We start from the raw sequence: 17,244 nt of genomic DNA, 5'->3' as shown, positions 1-17,244 counted from the left end.
TCGATGATGTCAACCGGGTCCGACATCCGGTGGACAACCGGATCGAACACCCGTTCGACACGCCGAGTGCACCTGCGCGCACGCACGTACCAGCCCGCGCACACGCGTACGCACCCGCCCGGCACACGCGTACGCACCCGTACGCGCACGCCCGCCGCGCCCGCGCCCGCGCCCCTACCAGCGCCCGACGATCCCCAGCCCGCCGAACACCGACCGCGTCTTCGCCTCGACCTCGTCCGCCTCGTCCGCCGCCACCGAGGACCACGTCACCGCACCCCCGGCCCCGAACGTCCTCGTCCGCACCGCGCCCGCGTCGTCGAGGACCGTCACCAGTGTGCGGATGGCCACCGACAGGTCGACCGAGCCGTCCGCCGAGAAGTACCCGATCGCCCCCGAGTACACCCCGCGCGGCGCCCCTTCGAGCCGGTCCGCGATCGCCGACGCGCTCGGCTTCGGCGCGCCCGTCATCGACCCCGGCGGGAAGGCCGCGCGCACGACCTCGGCCCGTGACGTCCCGTCCGGCAGCACCGCCGTGACCGTCGACACCAGCTGGTGCACGCTCGCGTACGTCTCGACGTCGCACAGGCGCTCCACCCGGACCGACCCCGGCCGCGCCGAACGCAGCAGGTCGTTCCGGAGCAGGTCGACGATCATCACGTTCTCGGCGCGGTCCTTCGCACTCGCCGCGAGCCCGGTCCGCACGGCCAGGTCCCGCTCCGGGTCGGGGTCGCGCGGACGGGTCCCCTTGATGGGTTCCGCGACCACGCGCCCGGTCGCCTCGATGCGCAGGAACCGCTCCGGGGACCGGCTCGCGACCCGCAGCGGGCCGAGTCGCAGGTAGGCGCCGAACGGGACGGGGTCGACGGCACGCAGCCGCAGGTACTCGTCCAGGTGCGGGTCCGTGCCGGACCCGACCCGCGCCTCCAGGCCGACCGCGAAGGCGGTGGTGAGGCAGACCTGGAACGCGTTGCCCTCGCGGATCTCCGCACGGCAGACCTCGACCGCCGTCTCGTACGCGGCGCGCGGGACGCGGCCGGTCGCCGTGCCGGACGGGAGGATCGTGGCGGCGTCCGCCGATCCCGCTGCAGTCGTCGGGACCGGCACCGGCACCGGCACCGGCACCGCGTCGAGCCACGCCCGGTTCGCCGCGCTGGCGGCCGCCTCCGCCGGGTCGACGAGCGCGAGGGCCCACGTGCCACCGCGCGCGTCGACGACGACCGCACGGTCGACGAACCGCAGGTCGGCGTCGGCGTGGCCGTCAGCGGTCCGGTCGGGGCCGTCGACCTCGCGGCCGAGCTCGTGGCCGAGGAACCCGACCCAGCCGAGCGCGAAGCCGCAGCCGTCCACCGGGGCGTCGAGCCGCGGCGTCCGGTCGAGCAGGTCGGCGAGCACCACGAAGGCGGGCCGGTCCTCGGTCCGGGTCCCGTCGAACCAGCGCTCGGCGGCCGGGCTGACGGAGATGTGGGCCAGCCGGTCCTCGTGCCGGAAGCGCGTCGCGAACGGCCCGTCCGTGCACGCGACCACCGACCAGCGGGCTCGATCGTGGGCGGTGTCCGGCGCACCGGTCGGCAGTGCCGAGTCGAGCCAGACGACGTCCGCCGGGGTCGCGGCGCACATCGCCCCGAGGTCCGGCGCGGCGCCCGTGCCGTCGGTCAGCCGACGGACGACGACCCGCGCTCCGGTCAGACCGCCGCGATCGTCCACGAGGCGGCGTGGGACGCACCGGGCTCGAGCACGACGAGGCCCGCGTCCGCGCCGGCGTTGAACGCGTCGGGGGCGCAGGTCATCGGCTCGACGGCCAGGCCGGCGCGGTGGTACTCGGGTACGACGTGGTCGGCAGTGTGGACCTGGACCCACGGGCACTCCGGACCGAACGCGACGCGGACCCCGTGCCCGTCGGCGGCGGTGAGCACGATGGTGGCGGTGCCGGCGTCGTCGCGGTCGAAGTCCGTGTAGGCGTGGTCGATGAACCGGTCACCGATGGGCGTGGGGGTGCGGAGGTCGAAGGCGTCGTGCACGTCCGCGAGGCCGGTCGGGACGAGGCGGTCCTCGGTCACCTCGAGCACCCGGGCCGCGGGCAGCGTCAGGGTCCAGTCGTCCACCCGGCCGGCCCCACCGACCAGGTACGGGTGCGGTCCGGTCCCCCACGGCGCTGCGGCGCCGCCGGTGTTCGTCCCCGTGATCGTGGTGTGGAGCCCGTCTGCGTCGAGGTGGAACGCGACGAGGACCTCCACGCGGAAGGGGTAGCCCTCCTGGGCGGCCACCGTGGTGGCGAGGACGGCCCGGTCGGGCTCGTGGGACACCGTGCGGAAGTCGGTCCACGCGACGAGACCGTGCAGGGCGTGGTGCCGCTTCGGCTCGGTCAGGGCGAGCTCGTGCTCCTGGCCGCCGAACGTGTAGCGACCGTCGACGACCCGGTTCGGCCACGGTGCGAGGACGGCGCCGCGGAAGGCCGGGCGGACCTCGTCGGCGTCGAACGGCACGACCAGGTCGCGGCCCGCGTACCGGAGGGTGCGGAGCGACGCCCCCACCGAGGCGATCTCGGCCGTGTAGCCGGCTGCGGTGATCGTCAGGGCGGATCCGGACAGGGGCGCGTCGTTGCTCATGCGCAACAGCGTAGTGGGGCCGCCGGACGCCCTCGGGCACGGGCACGGGTGGCGGGAACGGAACAACCCCGTCGCTCGTGAGCGACGGGGTTGTTCCGTGTTGTGTTCGGGTGGATCTGAGGGGACTCGAACCCCTGACCCCCTGCATGCCATGCAGGTGCGCTACCAGCTGCGCCACAGACCCGTACGGGTGTTGCTGTGTTCCGTGTCCCCGTTCCCGGAGGCACCATGGAAGCGTACACCACGCGAACGCCGGGTGACGAAATCGGCCTCGTCACCCGGGCGCGTCGCGAGCGGGCGGCGCTCAGACCGACTGGTCGGCGGCCGCGGTCTGGTCGACCGACAGCTCGAGCGGGATGGTCGGGCAGTCCGACCAGAGACGCTCGAGCGAGTAGTACTGACGGTCTTCCTCGTGGAAGACGTGCACGACGATGTCGCCGAAGTCGATGAGGACCCAGCGGCCCTCGGTCCGTCCTTCGCGACGGAGGGGCTTGGCACCGGCCTGGATCAGGCGGTCCTCGACCTCGTCGGCGATGGCGAGCACGTTGCGCTCGTTCCGGCCGGTCGCGAGCAGGAACACGTCGGTGAGCTGCAGTGGTCCGGTCACGTCGAGGGCGACGAGGTCCTCTGCCTGCTTGTCGTCGGCCGCGGTGGCCGCGAGCTGTACGAGTTCCAGTGCGCGTGGGGAGGCGGTCACGGAGTCCTTCCGGTCGGTCGGACCCGCGGTGCGCGGGCCCCGGTGATGGGACCCGATCATAGGCCACCCCGCCGACACCGGCCAGGCCGGGCAGCGGGGTGGGTGATCGGGACGGTGGCGGCCGGGTCAGCCGCCCATGTGCGTGGTGACGAGCGCGACGATGATCACGGCCGCCGCTGCGACGCCGACGGCCCCCACGGTCACGCCGAGGATCACCGGCGTGCGGGACTCCTTGGGCTTCGCGGCCGCGAGGACGACCTGGCGCGTCGACGTGTGGCTGGAGATCGCACGGCTGGCCCGGACCGGGCTGGCGTCCGTCTCGGGCTGCTCGTCGTGCTGCTCGAGCAGACGGTCGACCTCGGCCCCGTCGATCGGCCGGTGCGACCCGGTCGACGACAGCGACGCCGGCAGGTCGATCGACCCGGTGAGGATGACCTCGCCGGTGGCGTTCAGCGCACCGGTGGGGTCCGCGAGGGCCGAGTCGGGCAGGACGATCGAGTTCGTGTTGTGCACGGCGACGCGGCGGGTGCCGGTCTCCTCGTCGTGGACCTCGGCGTCGTTCGAGTCGTGCGCGAGCTGCGACCAGTGTCCGGTCGGCGGGGCGAACGCCGTCGTCACGGGCTTCGGCTCGACCGGCCGACGGAACGCGTCGGGGACGGCCGGGGCGTCGAGCTCGTCGTCGGGGTCGCTCGTGGCGGCCGACTGCTGGACCGGGACCTCGTTCGTGTCGTCGTCGAGCGACAGCGGGAAGACCCCGGGGGTCGCGGACGACGGCACGACCGGGACGGCGGGGGCCCCGGGCAGCGGCGCAGCGGTGGGCGCGGCGTCGACCGACCCGTCCTCGGCAGGGGTCTCGTCGTCGTGCGCGGCCCAGGTGGACCGGTGACGTCGGGGTTCCTCGGCGTGCGCGGCGGCCTCGCTGAGGGGTTCGATCGCGTCCGGGGAGCCGTCCGCCTCGGTCGCCTGCGCGATCGCGGCGTCGTCCAGGACGTCGGACTCGGGTTCGGGTTCGGCGACCTGATCCGTCGCGGACTCCTCGTCACGGCGGCCGTCGGACGGCACGACGGCGGGCTGCGGCGCCGAGCCGGGCGGACGTCCGCCGTCGGCACCGCGGTCGAGGGTGTCGACCGACCCGATGACGTCCTGCACGGTCCGGTCCGACGACTGCGGGGTCGGTGCACGGAGCGGGACGGGCTGGACGGCCTGGCCCTCGGCCTCGCGCAGGAGCCGGAGCTGCCGGCGGGTCATGCCGCCGGTCCCGGGGACGATCTCGGTCGCCGACGCCGGCGCCGACGTCACGGGCACGCTGGTCACGGGCACCGACGGGACCGGCGCGGAACCCCCGGGCGCAGGAGCGATCGGCGCCGACGGGACGGAGGAGTTCGGCGCGGACGGAACGGACGAGTCCGGCGCCGACGGGACCGGTCGCTGGGCAGGACCGTTCAACGACGGGGCCACGTGCGAGCCGGGCCGACGCCGAGCCTCCTCGGTCCGGTCGGGGGCGGCGACGGTCGGCGGAGGCGTGACGGGCTGCGAACCCGCTGCGGCGGCACGCTCCCGCTCGCGCGCCTGGCGTCGCGACAGTGGCGGCTGCGCGTCGGACGAACTCATGCAACGCTCCGATACAGATGGTGCTTGGAGATGTACTGGACGACGCCGTCGGGGACCAAGTACCACACGGGGAACCCGCGCCTGACCCGGTCGCGGCAGTCGGTGGACGATATCGCCAGCGCGGGGACTTCGAGCAAGCTTACGTCGCGTTCCGGTAGCCCGGTGATGCTCAGGTCGTGACCCGGGCGTGTGACCGCGACGAAGTGCGCGAGGTCCCAGAGACCATCGTGGTCCTTCCAGTCGAGGATCTGCTGAACGGCGTCTGCGCCCGAGATGAAGACGAGCTGCGCGTCCGGTCGCTGTTCGTGCAGGTCACGGAGCGTGTCGACCGTGTACGTCGGCCCCGGGCGGTCGATGTCCACACGACTCACGGTGAACATCGGGTTGGACGCGGTGGCCACGACCGTCATGAGGTACCGGTGCTCGGCGTCCGTCACGTCGGACTTCATGTACGGCTGACCGGTCGGGACGAAGACGACCTCGTCGAGGTCGAAGGCGCGCGCGACTTCCGACGCCGCCACGAGGTGCCCGTGGTGGATCGGGTCGAACGTGCCGCCCATCACGCCGATGCGTGGGCGCCCCGTGCTCTCGAGCATCGAGCCGGGGGTCAGTGCTTGGTGTGACCGAACTCGTCGACACCCGTCTCGTCGTGGCGGGTGGCCTCGAACTTGTGCGAGTGACGGTACGCGACGTCGCGGAAGCTCCAGGTGACGAAGCCGAGGAACGTGAAGAACAGCGCCCCGCAGAGCGGGAACACGAACGCGGGCACCCCGGAGGAGGTCTCTGCAGCTGCAGCGAGGAAGGTCATCGGTCCGGTGCTCCGTTCGGTCGGGTGGGAAGACGCCGCTCAGTCTAGCCGCGGATCTGTCCCTGGCCGCGCACGATCCACTTGGTGCTCGTGAGCTCGGGCAGGCCCATCGGCCCGCGAGCGTGCAGTTTCTGGGTGGAGATCCCGACCTCGGCGCCGAAGCCGAACTCCCCGCCGTCGGTGAACCGCGTCGAGGCGTTGACCATCACCACGGCCGAATCGACCTCGGCGAGGAAGCGCTCGGCAGTGTCGACGTCGTCGGTCACGATCGACTCGGTGTGGTGCGTCGACCACCGCGCGATGTGCGCCATCGCCTCGTCGACGTCGGCGACGACCCGGATCGACAGGTCGAGGTCCATCGACTCGGTCGCCCAGTCGGCCTCGGTCGCCCGGAGGACACCGGGCACGATCGTCCGCGTGGCGTCGTCACCGCGGAGCGTGACCCCGGCGGCACGGAGTCGGTCGGCCAGCACGGGCAGCAGTCGATCGGCCGCTCCCTCGTGCACGAGCAGGGTCTCGAGCGCGTTGCACACGCTGGGGCGCTGCACCTTGCTGTTCAGGACGATGTCCACCGCGCGGCCCTCGGGTGCCGAGGCGTCGAGGAACACGTGCACCACCCCGGCGCCGGTCTCGATCACGGGGACGGTCGATTCGGTGACGACGGTCTGGATGAGCGACGCGCTGCCCCGGGGCACGAGCACGTCGACGAGCCCCCGTGCGCGCATCAGTTCGGTGGCGCCGGGCCGCCCGAACTCGTCGATCGTCTGGACCAGGTCGGCGGGCAGCCCCACCGACGACACGGCCTGCCGGATGCGCTCGACCAGGACCGCGTTCGTCCGGAGCGCCGCCGAACCGCCACGGAGCACGACCGCGTTGCCGCTCTTCAGCGCGAGCGCCGCGATGTCGACCGTCACGTTCGGTCGGGCCTCGTAGATCGCGCCGACGACACCGAACGGCACGCGGACCTGGGACAGCTGCAGCCCGTTCGGGAGCCGCGACCCGCGGACCTGCTCCCCCACCGGGTCGGTCAGCCCGACGACGTGCTCGACCGCGGCGGCCAGCGCCTCGATGCGGTCCGGGTCGAGCCGGAGCCGGTCGAGCAGGCCCGACGACAGCCCGTCCGCCTCGCCCGCCACGAGGTCGCCGTGGTTCGCCGCGACGATGTCCGCCGTCCCGGCACGGAGCGCCTCCGCGACCGTGCGCAGCGCGCGGTCCTTGACCGAGGTCGTCGCGGTCGCGAGCGCCGACGACGCGGCGCGGGCGGCGACGAGCTTGTCGGTCAGGGTCGGGGCGGCTGCGGTCAGCGACATGGGACGATCGTAGTGCGGCCCCTGCCCCCGTGACACGCCGGTGACGCGACCCGTCACGCGCGGGGTGACCCGCGCCTCCCGTCCGGTCTGCCCGATCGACGCCGGGCCGGACCGACCTACGGACGCGGCCCCGCGTGGAACCACGTGCCGACCTGCTCGCCGGACAGCGCCCGGTCGACGAGCGCCGTCGCCGTCACGAGGACGGCGGTCCCGGCCTCGGCCGCGAGCCGCGCAGCGGCGACCTTCGTCCCCGCTCCCCCGGTGCCCACGCCGGCCTTGCCGATCGAGCCGAAGGTCACTCCGGCGAGTTCGTCGCCGAACGGGACCTCGTCGATCGGCTCGGCGTCGGGGTGCTCCGGCGGACGCGTGTAGAGCGACTCGACGTCCGACAGCAGCACCAGGGCCTCCGCACCGAGCAGGCGGGCGACGAGCGCCGCGAGCCGGTCGTTGTCGCCGAACCGGATCTCGTGGGTCGCGACGGTGTCGTTCTCGTTCACGATCGGCAGCACCCGGAGCGCGAGGAGCCGGTCGACGGCCCGCTGCGCGTTCACCCGGTGGGTGGGGTTCTGCAGGTCACCCGCGGTGAGCAGGATCTGCGCCGCGATCACCCCGTGCCGGTCGAGTTCCTTCTGGTACCGGAACATCAGCACGTTCTGCCCGGTCGCCGCCGCGGCCTGCTGGGTCGCGAGGTCGTCGGGGCGTCCTTCGAGCCCGAGGAACGGGAAGCCGGTGGCGATGGCGCCGGAGGACACCAGCACCACCTCGGTCCCGCGGGCGTGCGCCGCGGCCAGGGCGTCGACCAGGGCGGCGATCTGCGCCGTGTTCTCCCCGCTGACCGAGGACGACCCGACCTTCACCACGAGACGCCGCGCACGCGGGATGTCCTGCCGCCCGGCGACGGGGCCGAGGTCGGTGCGCGCGGTCGTTTCGGTCATGCCGGGATCAGTCCTCGTCGTCGTCGGCCCAGAGACCCGAGACGCGCTCCTGCTCGAGCTCGGCGCGGGCGGCGGCCTTGGCGTCCATGCGCTCGAAGTACTCCTCGCGCCGTTCGTTGCGGGTCGGCCGCGAGGAACCACCGACGCGGGCGTCGGTGCCGCGGGCACTCGTGATGAGCTCCGCGGTCGAGGTGAGCGTCGGCTCCCAGTCGAACACCATGCCGCCGTCGCCACCGATGACCACGGTGGACCCGGCGACGGCACCGGCCTTGAACAGGCCGTCCTCGACACCGAGCTTCGCGAGCCGGTCGGCCAGGTAGCCGATCGCCTCTTCGTTGGTGAAGTCCGTCTGCACGACCCAACGCTCCGGCTTCGCGCCGCGGACGCGGTAGAAGCGGTGCTCCTCGCCGCCCTCCGCACGCACGGTGAAGGGCTTCTCGTCGACGGCCTTCGGGCGGAGCACGATGCGCTCCTGCTCGGGCGCGGCCGGACGGGCGGCACGGGCCTGCTCGACGACGTCGGCCAGCGCGAACGTCAGCTCGCGGAGCCCGGCGCGGGAGGCCGTGGAGATCGGGAACACGCGGTAGCCGCGGCCCTCGAGCTCGGCGGTCACGAACTCCGCCAGCTCGGCGGCCTCGGGCACGTCGACCTTGTTCAGCGCGACGAGCTGCGGACGCTCGAGCAGGGGCGTCTGCCCCTCCGGCACCGGGTAGCGCTCGAGCTCGCCGAGGATGACGTCGAGGTCGCTGATCGGGTCGCGGCCCGGGTCGAGCGTCGCGCAGTCGATGACGTGCAGGAGCGCCTCGCAGCGCTCGACGTGGCGGAGGAACTCGAGACCGAGGCCCTTGCCCTCCGAGGCACCCTCGATCAGGCCGGGGACGTCGGCGACCGTGAAGCGGGACTCCCCCGACTCGACGACGCCGAGGTTCGGCACGAGCGTGGTGAACGGGTAGTCCGCGATCTTCGGCTTCGCGGCGGAGATCGCGGCGATGAGCGAGGACTTGCCGGCACTCGGGAACCCGACCAGGGCCACGTCGGCGATGGTCTTCAGCTCGAGGCTGACGTCGCCCTCCCACCCGGGGGTGCCGAGGAGCGCGAAGCCCGGGGCCTTGCGCTTCGTGGTCGCGAGCGCGGCGTTGCCGAGACCGCCCTGACCGCCGGGGGCCACGACGACGCGCATGCCCGGCTCGGTCATGTCGGCGAGCACCTCGCCGTCCTCGTCGTGCACGACGGTGCCGATCGGGACCGGGAGCTCGAGCGTCTCGCCGCTCACACCGCTGCGCATGTCGCCCATGCCGGGCTGGCCGTTCCTCGAGGAACGGTGCGGCGAGCGGTGGTAGCCGAGCAGGGTCGTCACCTGCGGGTCGGCGACGAGGACGATGTCGCCACCGTCACCACCGTTGCCGCCGTCGGGTCCGGCGAGGGGCTTGAACTTCTCACGGCGGACCGACACGCAGCCGTTGCCACCGTTGCCCGCGCTGAGGTGCAGGGTCACTCGGTCGACGAAGGTCGCCATGGGTCCACTCCTAGGTACTGCAGAACGAAGAACGGGAGGGGCGGGCACGTGGCCCGCCCCTCCCGCAGAGTCAGATCGTCGCGGTGTTACGCGTTGACGATGTTGACGACCTTGCGGCCGCCCTTGGTGCCGAACTCGACCGCACCGGCCGAGAGGGCGAACAGCGTGTCGTCGCCACCGCGGCCGACGTTGGCGCCCGGGTGGAAGTGGGTGCCGCGCTGGCGCAGGATGATCTCGCCGGCGTTGACGACCTGTCCACCGAAGCGCTTCACGCCGAGGCGCTGCGCGTTCGAGTCACGACCGTTGCGAGTGGAGCTCGCACCCTTCTTGTGTGCCATCTTCTACTCCCGCCTTACGCGATCGAGGTGATCTTGACGCGGGTGAGCTCAGCGCGGAAGCCCTGGCGCTTCTTGTACCCGGTCTTGTTCTTGAACTTCTGGATGACGACCTTCGGACCGCGGAGGTCCTCGAGCACCTCGGCGGTGACGGTCACGTTGGCGAGCTCGGAAGCCGCCGAGGTGATCTTGTCACCGTCCACGAGGAGCACCGGGGCGAGGTCGATGTTGCCCTTGTCGTCGGCCTTGGCACGGTCGATCGTGAGGATCGTGCCGACCTCGACCTTCTCCTGACGGCCGCCGGCGCGCACTACTGCGTAAACCACGTGGAAATCCTTACGTACTCTGCTTGAGGGAAGTCTCGGGTGCCCACTTCTGCACGAGCGGCTCCCGGTAGGCCGGGCCCGATCGGCGACGCAGGCAGAACGGCCCGCTGACACCAGGGATCGAGTTTACTCGATGCCCACGGGTCCGGTCAAACGGCGACACACGTACGATGGCACGCGTGACCGTGTTGATCGACCCGCCGACGTGGCCCGCCCACGACACCGTCTGGTCGCACCTCGTCAGTGACGCATCCTACGACGAGTTGCACGCGTTCGCCGAACGGGCCGGGATCCCCCGCCGCGCGTTCGACCACGACCACTACGACGTGCCGCTCGCGCGCTACGACGAGCTCGTCTCGCTGGGGGCGACGGCCGTGACCGGCCGCGAGCTGGTCCTCCGGCTCATCGGGAGCGGCCTGCGGGTCGCGCAGCGGGACAAGCGGGCGCGCTGACGACGGCGGGCTGCGCAGCCCGCGGGGTCGACGGCCTGGAGGCACGACACCGGTCCGGCGCGCAGCGCACCACCGGCGCGACTCGCATCAGCGCTGGTCGGGGCTGCGCTGGTCGGGGCTGCGCTCGTCGGGGCTGCGCTCGTCGGGTCAGCGCGGCGCCGGGGGCGCCCAGCGGCCGTCGGATGCCTGCGGGCCGGGCTGCTGCTGGAGGGGCGGCTGGTACTGCGGCGCCTGCGGCTGGTACTGCGGGTGGTGCGGCTGCGGCTGGTACTGCGGCTGCTGCTGCACGGTCGCCGGGGGTACCGCGTCGGCGGGCCGCACGGTCCCCGGACGCCCGCCGGAGCCCGACAGGGCACGACGGCCGCCGCGGGGACGACCGGTCCAGAGCCACGCGACCGTCGCGGTCCCGAGCAGCATGAGCGTGAACGGCACCCCGTTCTGCAGCGGCCCGGTCAGCACGTCGGTGACGAGTCGGACACCGCTGCCGGTCCGCGTCGCCGCGTACAGCCCGGTGAACACGCCGACGAGGGCGAGCGCCACCGTGCCGGCCGCCCCGGCGAGCACGGCCCGCAGGAGCACGGTGGGCAGCGGGCTGCGGCGCGCGATCGGCGTGAGGAACGCCAGCGCCAGGAAGGCCCCGGCGTAGAACGGGAACGGGGACGCGAAGACCCCGGAGACGAAGCTGCCGATCAGGCTCGCCCCGGTGCCGGACGTCGTGAAGGGGTGCACGACGAGCGACGTCCCGAGGAGCCCGAAGACCCCCGACACGAACTCGACGACCACGATCGAGACGACCGCGATGAGCGCGCCCGTGGTGTTCGCGAGCGAGGCCCCTGGGGCGAAGGCCCGACGCGGGTCGGCCTCGGCGCGGTCCCGGGGTCCCCGGGCGGGCGGCAGCGGCGGGATGTACCCGCCCTGCGGCGCCGGGGCCGACGGCGCGGGCTGCTGCCAGCCCGCACCGTAGTACCCGCGGTCCTGCTGCCCGCTCGGCTCCCCCGGTCCCGTCACGTCAGTTCCCCACGATCACGGAGCCGTCGTCGTCGCCGTCCGTGCCGTCGTCCTTCGTCGCCGGTGCGCTGATGCTCGGCGAGGACACCCGGCGCGAGCGCGAGCGGCCCTGGCCGGGCTGCTTCGGTTCCGGGAGCGCCTGCAGCACGGAGTCGAGCAGGGACTCGGCGTCGCCGGAGACCGGGCGGGGTGCACGCTGGGTCACCGCGACCGGGATGTCCAGGATCGCGACGGTGTTCTCCGTCGGGGTCACCGGCGCGCTCGAGCTGACGCGGCGGCGAGCAGGGGCCTTGGCCTTCGGCTCCGTCGCGGCGGGCTCGGACTCCGCGGGTGCAGCGGCAGGCTGCACGACCGAATCCTGGGCTGCAGCGGGCGCCTCGACGGAGGCGTCCGTGCTGCTCGACTCGGTGCTGCTCGACTCGGTGGTCGTCGACTCGGTCTGCGCCGAGCCACCGTTGCCACCGCGGCCACCGCGGCGACGACGACGCTTGCCCGAGGGCTGGTCGCCGTTCCGCTGCTCGGACTCCTCCGGAGCGGAGGCGGGCGTGGCGGTCGAGACGGGCGACAGCGGGGTCTCCGACGCGGCGTCCGGCGTCGCGGCACCGCGCGCCGGGGCGGCGATGCCGGTCAGCGGCTCGTCGTGCGGGAGCGTCGAGGCAGCGATCCGCGAGAGGGCGTTCTTGACGTCCTCGGTGATCTGGTGCGCCTGCGACGCGTGCGACGAGCCGGTGCCGGACGAGGAACCGCCGCCGTTCGACCCGTTGCCGCCGTTCGACCCGCCACCGTTGCCGCCGGTGGAGCCGTTGCCCGAACCGCTGCGGCTCTTGCGACGACCCTTGGTCGGCCCCGGGTCGGCGTTGTTGTCGTTCACCTTTGCGTTCACCTCGTCGAGGGACTCGCGGAGCCCGACGCCGATCTTCTTGCGGGTCATCTGCACGAGGCCGAGCGACGTGACCTCGGCGACCTGGTGCTTCGTCCGGTCGCGGCTCAGGCACTCGACGAGTCGACGGAGCACGAGGTCCCGGTTCGACTCGAGCACCATGTCGATGAAGTCGATCACGATGATGCCGCCGATGTCCCGCAGGCGGAGTTGCCGGACGATCTCCTCGGCCGCCTCGAGGTTGTTCTTCGTGACGGTCTCCTCGAGGTTGCCGCCGGAGCCGACGAACTTCCCCGTGTTGACGTCGACGACCGTCATGGCCTCGGTACGGTCGATCACGAGCGATCCACCGGAGGGCAGCCACACCTTGCGGTCGAGGGCCTTCTCGATCTGCTCGTTCAGGCGGTACTCCTCGAAGGAGTCCGGGCCGTCGTAGACCTCGACGCGGTCCTTGAGGTCCGGCGCGACGGCGTCGAGGTACTCCTCGATCGTGCCGCGCGCGGCGTCGCCGTCGATGATCAGCTTCGTGAAGTCCTCGTTGAAGACGTCGCGGACGATCTTCACGAGCAGGTCCGGCTCCGAGTGGAGCATCACGGGCGCGTGGCCGGCGGCGACCTTCTTCTGGATCGCCTCCCACTGGCTCGTCAGGCGCTGCACGTCGCGGGTCAGCTGCTCCTCGGTCGCGCCCTCGGCCGCGGTGCGGACGATGACGCCGGCGCGCTCCGGGAGGATCTCCTTGAGGATCTTCTTCAGCCGGGCACGCTCGGTGTCCGGGAGCTTGCGGGAGATGCCGTTCATCGAACCGTTCGGCACGTACACCAGGTAGCGACCCGGCAGCGAGACCTGGCTCGTCAGACGGGCGCCCTTGTGGCCGACCGGGTCCTTCGTGACCTGCACGAGCACCTTGTCGCCCGGCTTGAGCGCGGCCTCGATGCGACGGCCGTGGTTGCCGGTGTCCACCGACGCCCAGTCGACCTCGCCCGCGTAGAGCACGGCGTTCCGACCGCGGCCGATGTCGACGAAGGCCGCCTCCATCGAGGGCAGCACGTTCTGCACCTTGCCCAGGTACACGTTGCCGATGAGCGACACGTTGTGCGACTTCGTCACGTAGTGCTCGGCGAGGATGCCGTCCTCGAGCACGCCGATCTCGATCTTCGACGAGCTCGACCGGACGATCATCTGCCGGTCGACGCTCTCGCGACGGGCGAGGAACTCGTCCTCGGTCACGACCGTGCGGCGACGGCCGGCGTCACGCCCGTCGCGGCGGCGCTGCTTCTTCGCCTCGAGTCGGGTGGACCCCTTGATGCGCTGCGGCTCGGTGATGAGCTCGGGCTCGCGACGACGCGGCTCGAGGTGGTCGCGCGGTCCGCGCTGCTCGCGGTCGGCGCTGGTACCGCGGCGACGCGACCGGCGCCGACCGGCGCCCTGCTCGTCGTCCTCGTCGAAGCGGTCGTCCTGGGCGGAGCGCGCGGGCAGCTCCGGCAGGACCGGCGCGTGGAAGATCAGGCTGAGGGTGCTCGTCGCCTTCGGGACGACGACCTCCGGGGCGGGCTCCGGGGTCGGCTCGCCGCCCTCCGGCTCGTCGGACCACGGCAGGGAGGCACGGGGCGCATCCGTCTCGCCGGTCGCCGCGGCGGCGCTCGGCTCCGCGACCGTCGCAGCGTCGGTGCCCGACTCCTCGGTGCGGGTCTCCCCGATGCCCGACTCCTCGGGCTGCTCGACCACGGGCAGGTCACCCGTCACCGTCGAGACGGCCTCCGGGGTGTCCGAGCCGCCCGCGACCGGGGCGACCTCGACCGGCACCGCGGTGCCGTCGACGTCCACGGTGGTGACCGGCGAGGCAGCGTCAGCCGTCTCGTCCGTCAGCGCGACCGTCTCATCGACGTCCGTCGTCTGGTCGACGTCACCACGGGCCTCCTGGCCGGTCGAGCGGGCGCGACGCCCGCCGAACAGGCGACCACGACGCTTCGGGGTGGTGTCGTCGTTGTTCGTGTTGTCGGTGTTCTGCTCCACCATGTCCTGGTGCACTCCTTGACCCCGCTCGCGCCCTGACGGGCGGCGGGAACTCTGTCCGCGACCGCTGTGGCCGCGGGAACTCTTCGGTTGTGACGGGCGGCGTCCACGCCCCCGTCGTCGTGCTCTCGTGACCGGTGTGCGCCGTCTTCAGGTGGTCCGCGACCGATCCGTGTCGGGCACCCGGCCCGTGCGGCTCGGCGTCGGAGTGACGCACGTCCGACCACGGTGCGCTCTCACCGCACCTGATCGTCCGGGCTGGGCCCGGAAAGCTCTGCTCGCCGCGCAGCGGACCGCGCGACCTCGTCATTGTCGCACGCCCTGCCAGGGAAGGGCCGGAACCGGCGTGCGAAGATGACGCCGTGAGCACGAGCGCAACCACGCCCCGCCGCCCGATCGCCATGGGGATCTTCCTGCTGGTGACCGGTCTGGTCGGTCTCTACGCGGCCTTCTCCCTGGTCCTCGACGAGTTCGCGAAGTACGAGAACCCGACGAAGGCACTCAGCTGTGACGTCAGCCCGTTCGTCAACTGCTCCCAGGTCATGACGAGCTGGCAGGGTCACCTCCTCGGCTTCCCGAACCCCTTGCTCGGCGTCATGGGCTTCGTGGCCCCGGTGGCCGTCGGAGTGATGCTCCTCGCCGGTGCGCAGAACGGTCGTCGGTGGTTCTGGGTCGCGTTCAACACCGGCGTCTTCCTCGCCTGGGTCTTCGTGACGTGGCTGTTCACCCAGACCGTGTGGGTGATCGGCTACCTCTGCCCATGGTGCCTGCTGGTCTGGTCGATGACGATCCCGATGTTCTGGGTGTTCACGATCTGGAACGCGGCGCAGGGGCGCTTCGGCGCCGGGCTCCAGCGGGTCGGTCGGACGCTGCTGCCCTACTCGTGGGCCTTCGTGCTGGCGAACTACGCGGTGATCGTCGTGTCGATCCTGATCATGTTCCCGCGGCTGTTCAGCTCGTTCTGATTCGCTGAGACCGGGCGCTGGGCCGGGTGCCTAATGGGCTGCCTGGTCTTCCTCCGCGCGGTACCGGGTGGAACCGGGCGTTGCTGGTCGGAACGGCGGCCCAGGTACGCCCGGAGTGTCCCGGTACGCCCGGAACGTCCGGGTGTGTACGGGGTGCCCGTGCCCGTGCCCGTGCTCGGCGGGTGCGCCCTGCGTTCGGTAAACGGGAACGGGAACGGGAACGGGAACGGGAACGGGAACGGGAACGGCTGACCTTACGCGGAGGATCCCATCGCGCGTGACCTGGGAAGGCGGAACGCGCGTGGGGCGGCGGAAAGAACGGTCTTCTTCGCGCGGAACGGCACCCTACGCGCGGAACGGCCTCCTGCGCGCGGAACGGCACCCAGCCGCGCGCGCACGACGACGCCCCGCGCTCCCGGGACGGGAACGCGGGGCGTCAGCGGCGTTGCGCGGCGGACTACTTCGCTGCGGACTCGATCGCGGTCATGACGTCGGTCAGGTTGTCGAGGCGCTTGCCGTCCACCACGATGGTCGGCGTGCCGAAGCCCTGGGCACCTTGCAGGGAGGTGTCCGCAAGCACGACGTTCGTGGTCTTCGTGACCCAGCCCTTGAAGGACTCGTCGGCGACGCACGACGCCACCTGGGAGGAGGTCGCTCCGCCGGCCTTGACGAGGTCCTCGATCTCGGTGTTCGTCAGGCCCTTCGTGCCCTCCTCAGGCTGCTTGTCGAAGAACTGCGTCTGCACGTCGAGGAACTTGTCCGGCTCGTAGTTCGCGACGCACATCGCGGCGTTCGCGGCACGGCTGGCGTACCGGGAGCCGGCGTAACTGTGGTCGAGGATCGACACGGGGTGGATCGCGAGCGTGACCTCGCCGGACTTCACCTTGTCCAGGATCTGGTCGGCGTAGGCGCCCTCGAATTGCTTGCAGATCGGGCAGGCCCAGTCGACGTACTCGGTGACCTGCACGGAGCCGTCGACGCCCTTGGTCGGCACGGCGGACTCGGTCCCCGAGGCGCTGACGGCCTTCGAGGTCACCGGGGTGACCTCGCCGTTCTGCCCGGTGAACTGGATCGCACCGGTCGCCATGTTCTTCGGGCCGGCGGCCGAGGTAGTCCCGCCGCTGTTCACGTTCACCACGACGATCGCGATGATCGCCGCGACGGCCACGATGCCCAGGCCGATGCCGCCCTGCAGGAACCACTTGTTCCGGCGCTTGCGGCGCTTCTCGGCCTCGGCGCGCTCCCGGGCGACCTCGCGGGCGTGCTGCCGGCGTTCGTTCTTGGTCGGTCGGTCGTTGTTCGTCATCGCTTCGATGTCCTGTCGGGCCGGAGGATCAGGCGAACCAGAGGGCGAGCTCGCGCGCGGCGGACTCGGGCGAGTCGGAGCCGTGCACCAGGTTCTGCTGGACCTTCAGGCCCCAGTCGCGGCCGAGGTCGCCACGGATGGTGCCGGGAGCGGCGGTCGTCGGGTCGGTGGTGCCGGCGAGCGAGCGGAAGCCCTGGATCACCGCGTTGCCGCCGACGCGCACGGCGACGACCGGCCCGGACTGCATGAACTCGACGAGGGGCTCGAAGAACGGCTTGCCCTGGTGCTCCTCGTAGTGGGCGTCGAGCAGGTCGCGCGGCGCGGTCAGCATCTTCAGGTCGACGATCTCGTAGCCCTTGGCCTCGATGCGCCGGAGGATCTCTCCGGTGAGCTGGCGGGCGACGCCGTCGGGCTTGACGAGGACGAGGGTCTCTTCGAGGTCGGACACGCAGTTGCTCCTAGTGTTCGGTCGCGGG

At 72.2% G+C, this 17,244-nt stretch carries 17 protein-coding genes and 1 tRNA gene; 2 read left to right on the top strand and 16 right to left on the bottom strand.

Going from position 1 to position 17,244, the window contains the following annotated elements:
• Positions 1-174: 174 nt before the first annotated feature.
• From DEU32_RS01925 to rplU, 12 genes are all read right to left on the bottom strand, one after another.
• Positions 175-1,704, bottom strand: a complete 1,530-nt coding sequence (locus DEU32_RS01925; RefSeq protein ID WP_114849075.1) for an anthranilate synthase component I family protein — start codon at positions 1,702-1,704, stop codon at positions 175-177.
• A complete protein-coding gene (locus DEU32_RS01920) occupies positions 1,683-2,606 on the bottom strand; it encodes an aldose 1-epimerase family protein (protein ID WP_114849074.1) in 924 nt (307 codons plus the stop codon). Before DEU32_RS01920 ends, DEU32_RS01925 begins: the two co-directional genes overlap by 22 nt.
• A 111-nt stretch (positions 2,607-2,717) precedes the next feature.
• Positions 2,718-2,790, bottom strand: a tRNA-Ala gene (locus DEU32_RS01915).
• Positions 2,791-2,910: 120 nt separating this feature from the next.
• Positions 2,911-3,303 (bottom strand): ribosome silencing factor, encoded by a 393-nt coding sequence (gene rsfS, locus DEU32_RS01910; RefSeq protein WP_114849200.1) that lies wholly within the window; start codon positions 3,301-3,303, stop codon positions 2,911-2,913.
• A 126-nt stretch (positions 3,304-3,429) separates the two neighbouring features.
• Positions 3,430-4,617, bottom strand: a complete 1,188-nt coding sequence (locus DEU32_RS01905; protein WP_147281387.1) for a hypothetical protein — start codon at positions 4,615-4,617, stop codon at positions 3,430-3,432.
• Between the two features lie 293 nt (positions 4,618-4,910).
• On the bottom strand, positions 4,911-5,510 hold the full coding sequence (gene nadD, locus DEU32_RS01900; protein WP_083519913.1) for a nicotinate-nucleotide adenylyltransferase: 600 nt from the start codon (positions 5,508-5,510) through the stop codon (positions 4,911-4,913).
• 11 nt (positions 5,511-5,521) lie between these two features.
• Positions 5,522-5,722 carry a hypothetical protein gene (locus tag DEU32_RS01895; RefSeq protein ID WP_058741649.1) on the bottom strand — a complete coding sequence of 67 codons (201 nt, stop codon included), beginning with the start codon at positions 5,720-5,722 and terminating at the stop codon, positions 5,522-5,524.
• A gap of 44 nt (positions 5,723-5,766) precedes the next feature.
• On the bottom strand, positions 5,767-7,032 hold the full coding sequence (locus DEU32_RS01890) for a glutamate-5-semialdehyde dehydrogenase (protein WP_114849072.1): 1,266 nt from the start codon (positions 7,030-7,032) through the stop codon (positions 5,767-5,769).
• A gap of 116 nt (positions 7,033-7,148) precedes the next feature.
• Complete coding sequence (gene proB, locus DEU32_RS01885) at positions 7,149-7,967, bottom strand: glutamate 5-kinase (RefSeq protein WP_114849071.1); 819 nt, start codon at positions 7,965-7,967, stop codon at positions 7,149-7,151.
• A gap of 7 nt (positions 7,968-7,974) precedes the next feature.
• A complete protein-coding gene (obgE, locus tag DEU32_RS01880) occupies positions 7,975-9,483 on the bottom strand; it encodes a GTPase ObgE (protein WP_114849070.1) in 1,509 nt (502 codons plus the stop codon).
• A gap of 86 nt (positions 9,484-9,569) precedes the next feature.
• A complete protein-coding gene (gene rpmA, locus DEU32_RS01875; protein ID WP_058741646.1) occupies positions 9,570-9,821 on the bottom strand; it encodes a 50S ribosomal protein L27 in 252 nt (83 codons plus the stop codon).
• Between the two features lie 14 nt (positions 9,822-9,835).
• Complete coding sequence (gene rplU, locus DEU32_RS01870) at positions 9,836-10,144, bottom strand: 50S ribosomal protein L21 (RefSeq protein WP_058741645.1); 309 nt, start codon at positions 10,142-10,144, stop codon at positions 9,836-9,838.
• Between the two features lie 179 nt (positions 10,145-10,323).
• Between rplU and DEU32_RS01865 the strand changes: the two genes are divergently transcribed.
• Positions 10,324-10,596: a DUF4031 domain-containing protein gene (locus DEU32_RS01865; RefSeq protein ID WP_058741654.1), complete on the top strand. Its 273-nt coding sequence runs from the start codon at positions 10,324-10,326 to the stop codon at positions 10,594-10,596.
• Between the two features lie 147 nt (positions 10,597-10,743).
• Here the strand turns inward: DEU32_RS01865 and DEU32_RS17020 are convergent, their stop codons facing one another.
• Positions 10,744-11,604: a hypothetical protein gene (locus tag DEU32_RS17020; protein ID WP_181819161.1), complete on the bottom strand. Its 861-nt coding sequence runs from the start codon at positions 11,602-11,604 to the stop codon at positions 10,744-10,746.
• Position 11,605: 1 nt separating this feature from the next.
• Positions 11,606-14,500: an Rne/Rng family ribonuclease gene (locus tag DEU32_RS01855; protein ID WP_114849069.1), complete on the bottom strand. Its 2,895-nt coding sequence runs from the start codon at positions 14,498-14,500 to the stop codon at positions 11,606-11,608.
• Positions 14,501-14,859: 359 nt separating this feature from the next.
• On the opposite strand from DEU32_RS01855, the gene DEU32_RS01850 reads away from it, so the two are divergent.
• Complete coding sequence (locus DEU32_RS01850) at positions 14,860-15,462, top strand: vitamin K epoxide reductase family protein (protein ID WP_254631538.1); 603 nt, start codon at positions 14,860-14,862, stop codon at positions 15,460-15,462.
• Positions 15,463-15,919: 457 nt separating this feature from the next.
• Here DEU32_RS01850 and DEU32_RS01845 read toward each other — a convergent pair whose 3' ends face one another.
• Positions 15,920-16,768, bottom strand: a complete 849-nt coding sequence (locus DEU32_RS01845) for a thioredoxin domain-containing protein (protein ID WP_114849067.1) — start codon at positions 16,766-16,768, stop codon at positions 15,920-15,922.
• A 28-nt stretch (positions 16,769-16,796) separates the two neighbouring features.
• Positions 16,797-17,216 (bottom strand): nucleoside-diphosphate kinase, encoded by a 420-nt coding sequence (gene ndk / locus DEU32_RS01840; RefSeq protein ID WP_058741641.1) that lies wholly within the window; start codon positions 17,214-17,216, stop codon positions 16,797-16,799.
• Positions 17,217-17,244: the final 28 nt, after the last annotated feature.

This window comes from Curtobacterium sp. AG1037, assembly GCF_003349855.1.
Lineage (GTDB): Bacteria > Actinomycetota > Actinomycetes > Actinomycetales > Microbacteriaceae > Curtobacterium > Curtobacterium citreum.
The sequence above is the reverse complement of the archived record's forward strand: the minus strand, read 5'-3'. Positions and strand labels throughout refer to the sequence as shown.

What these genes read in the sequence shown, in the direction of transcription:
- DEU32_RS01920 (WP_114849074.1), bottom strand. Translation starts at nt 2,606, where the DNA reads ATGAGCAACGACGCGCCCCTGTCCGGATCCGCCCTGACGATCACCGCA.
- nadD (WP_083519913.1), bottom strand. Translation starts at nt 5,510, where the DNA reads ATGCTCGAGAGCACGGGGCGCCCACGCATCGGCGTGATGGGCGGCACG.
- DEU32_RS01895 (WP_058741649.1), bottom strand. Translation starts at nt 5,722, where the DNA reads ATGACCTTCCTCGCTGCAGCTGCAGAGACCTCCTCCGGGGTGCCCGCG.
- DEU32_RS01890 (WP_114849072.1), bottom strand. Translation starts at nt 7,032, where the DNA reads ATGTCGCTGACCGCAGCCGCCCCGACCCTGACCGACAAGCTCGTCGCC.
- proB (WP_114849071.1), bottom strand. Translation starts at nt 7,967, where the DNA reads ATGACCGAAACGACCGCGCGCACCGACCTCGGCCCCGTCGCCGGGCGG.
- obgE (WP_114849070.1), bottom strand. Translation starts at nt 9,483, where the DNA reads ATGGCGACCTTCGTCGACCGAGTGACCCTGCACCTCAGCGCGGGCAAC.
- rpmA (WP_058741646.1), bottom strand. Translation starts at nt 9,821, where the DNA reads ATGGCACACAAGAAGGGTGCGAGCTCCACTCGCAACGGTCGTGACTCG.
- DEU32_RS01855 (WP_114849069.1), bottom strand. Translation starts at nt 14,500, where the DNA reads ATGGTGGAGCAGAACACCGACAACACGAACAACGACGACACCACCCCG.
- DEU32_RS01845 (WP_114849067.1), bottom strand. Translation starts at nt 16,768, where the DNA reads ATGACGAACAACGACCGACCGACCAAGAACGAACGCCGGCAGCACGCC.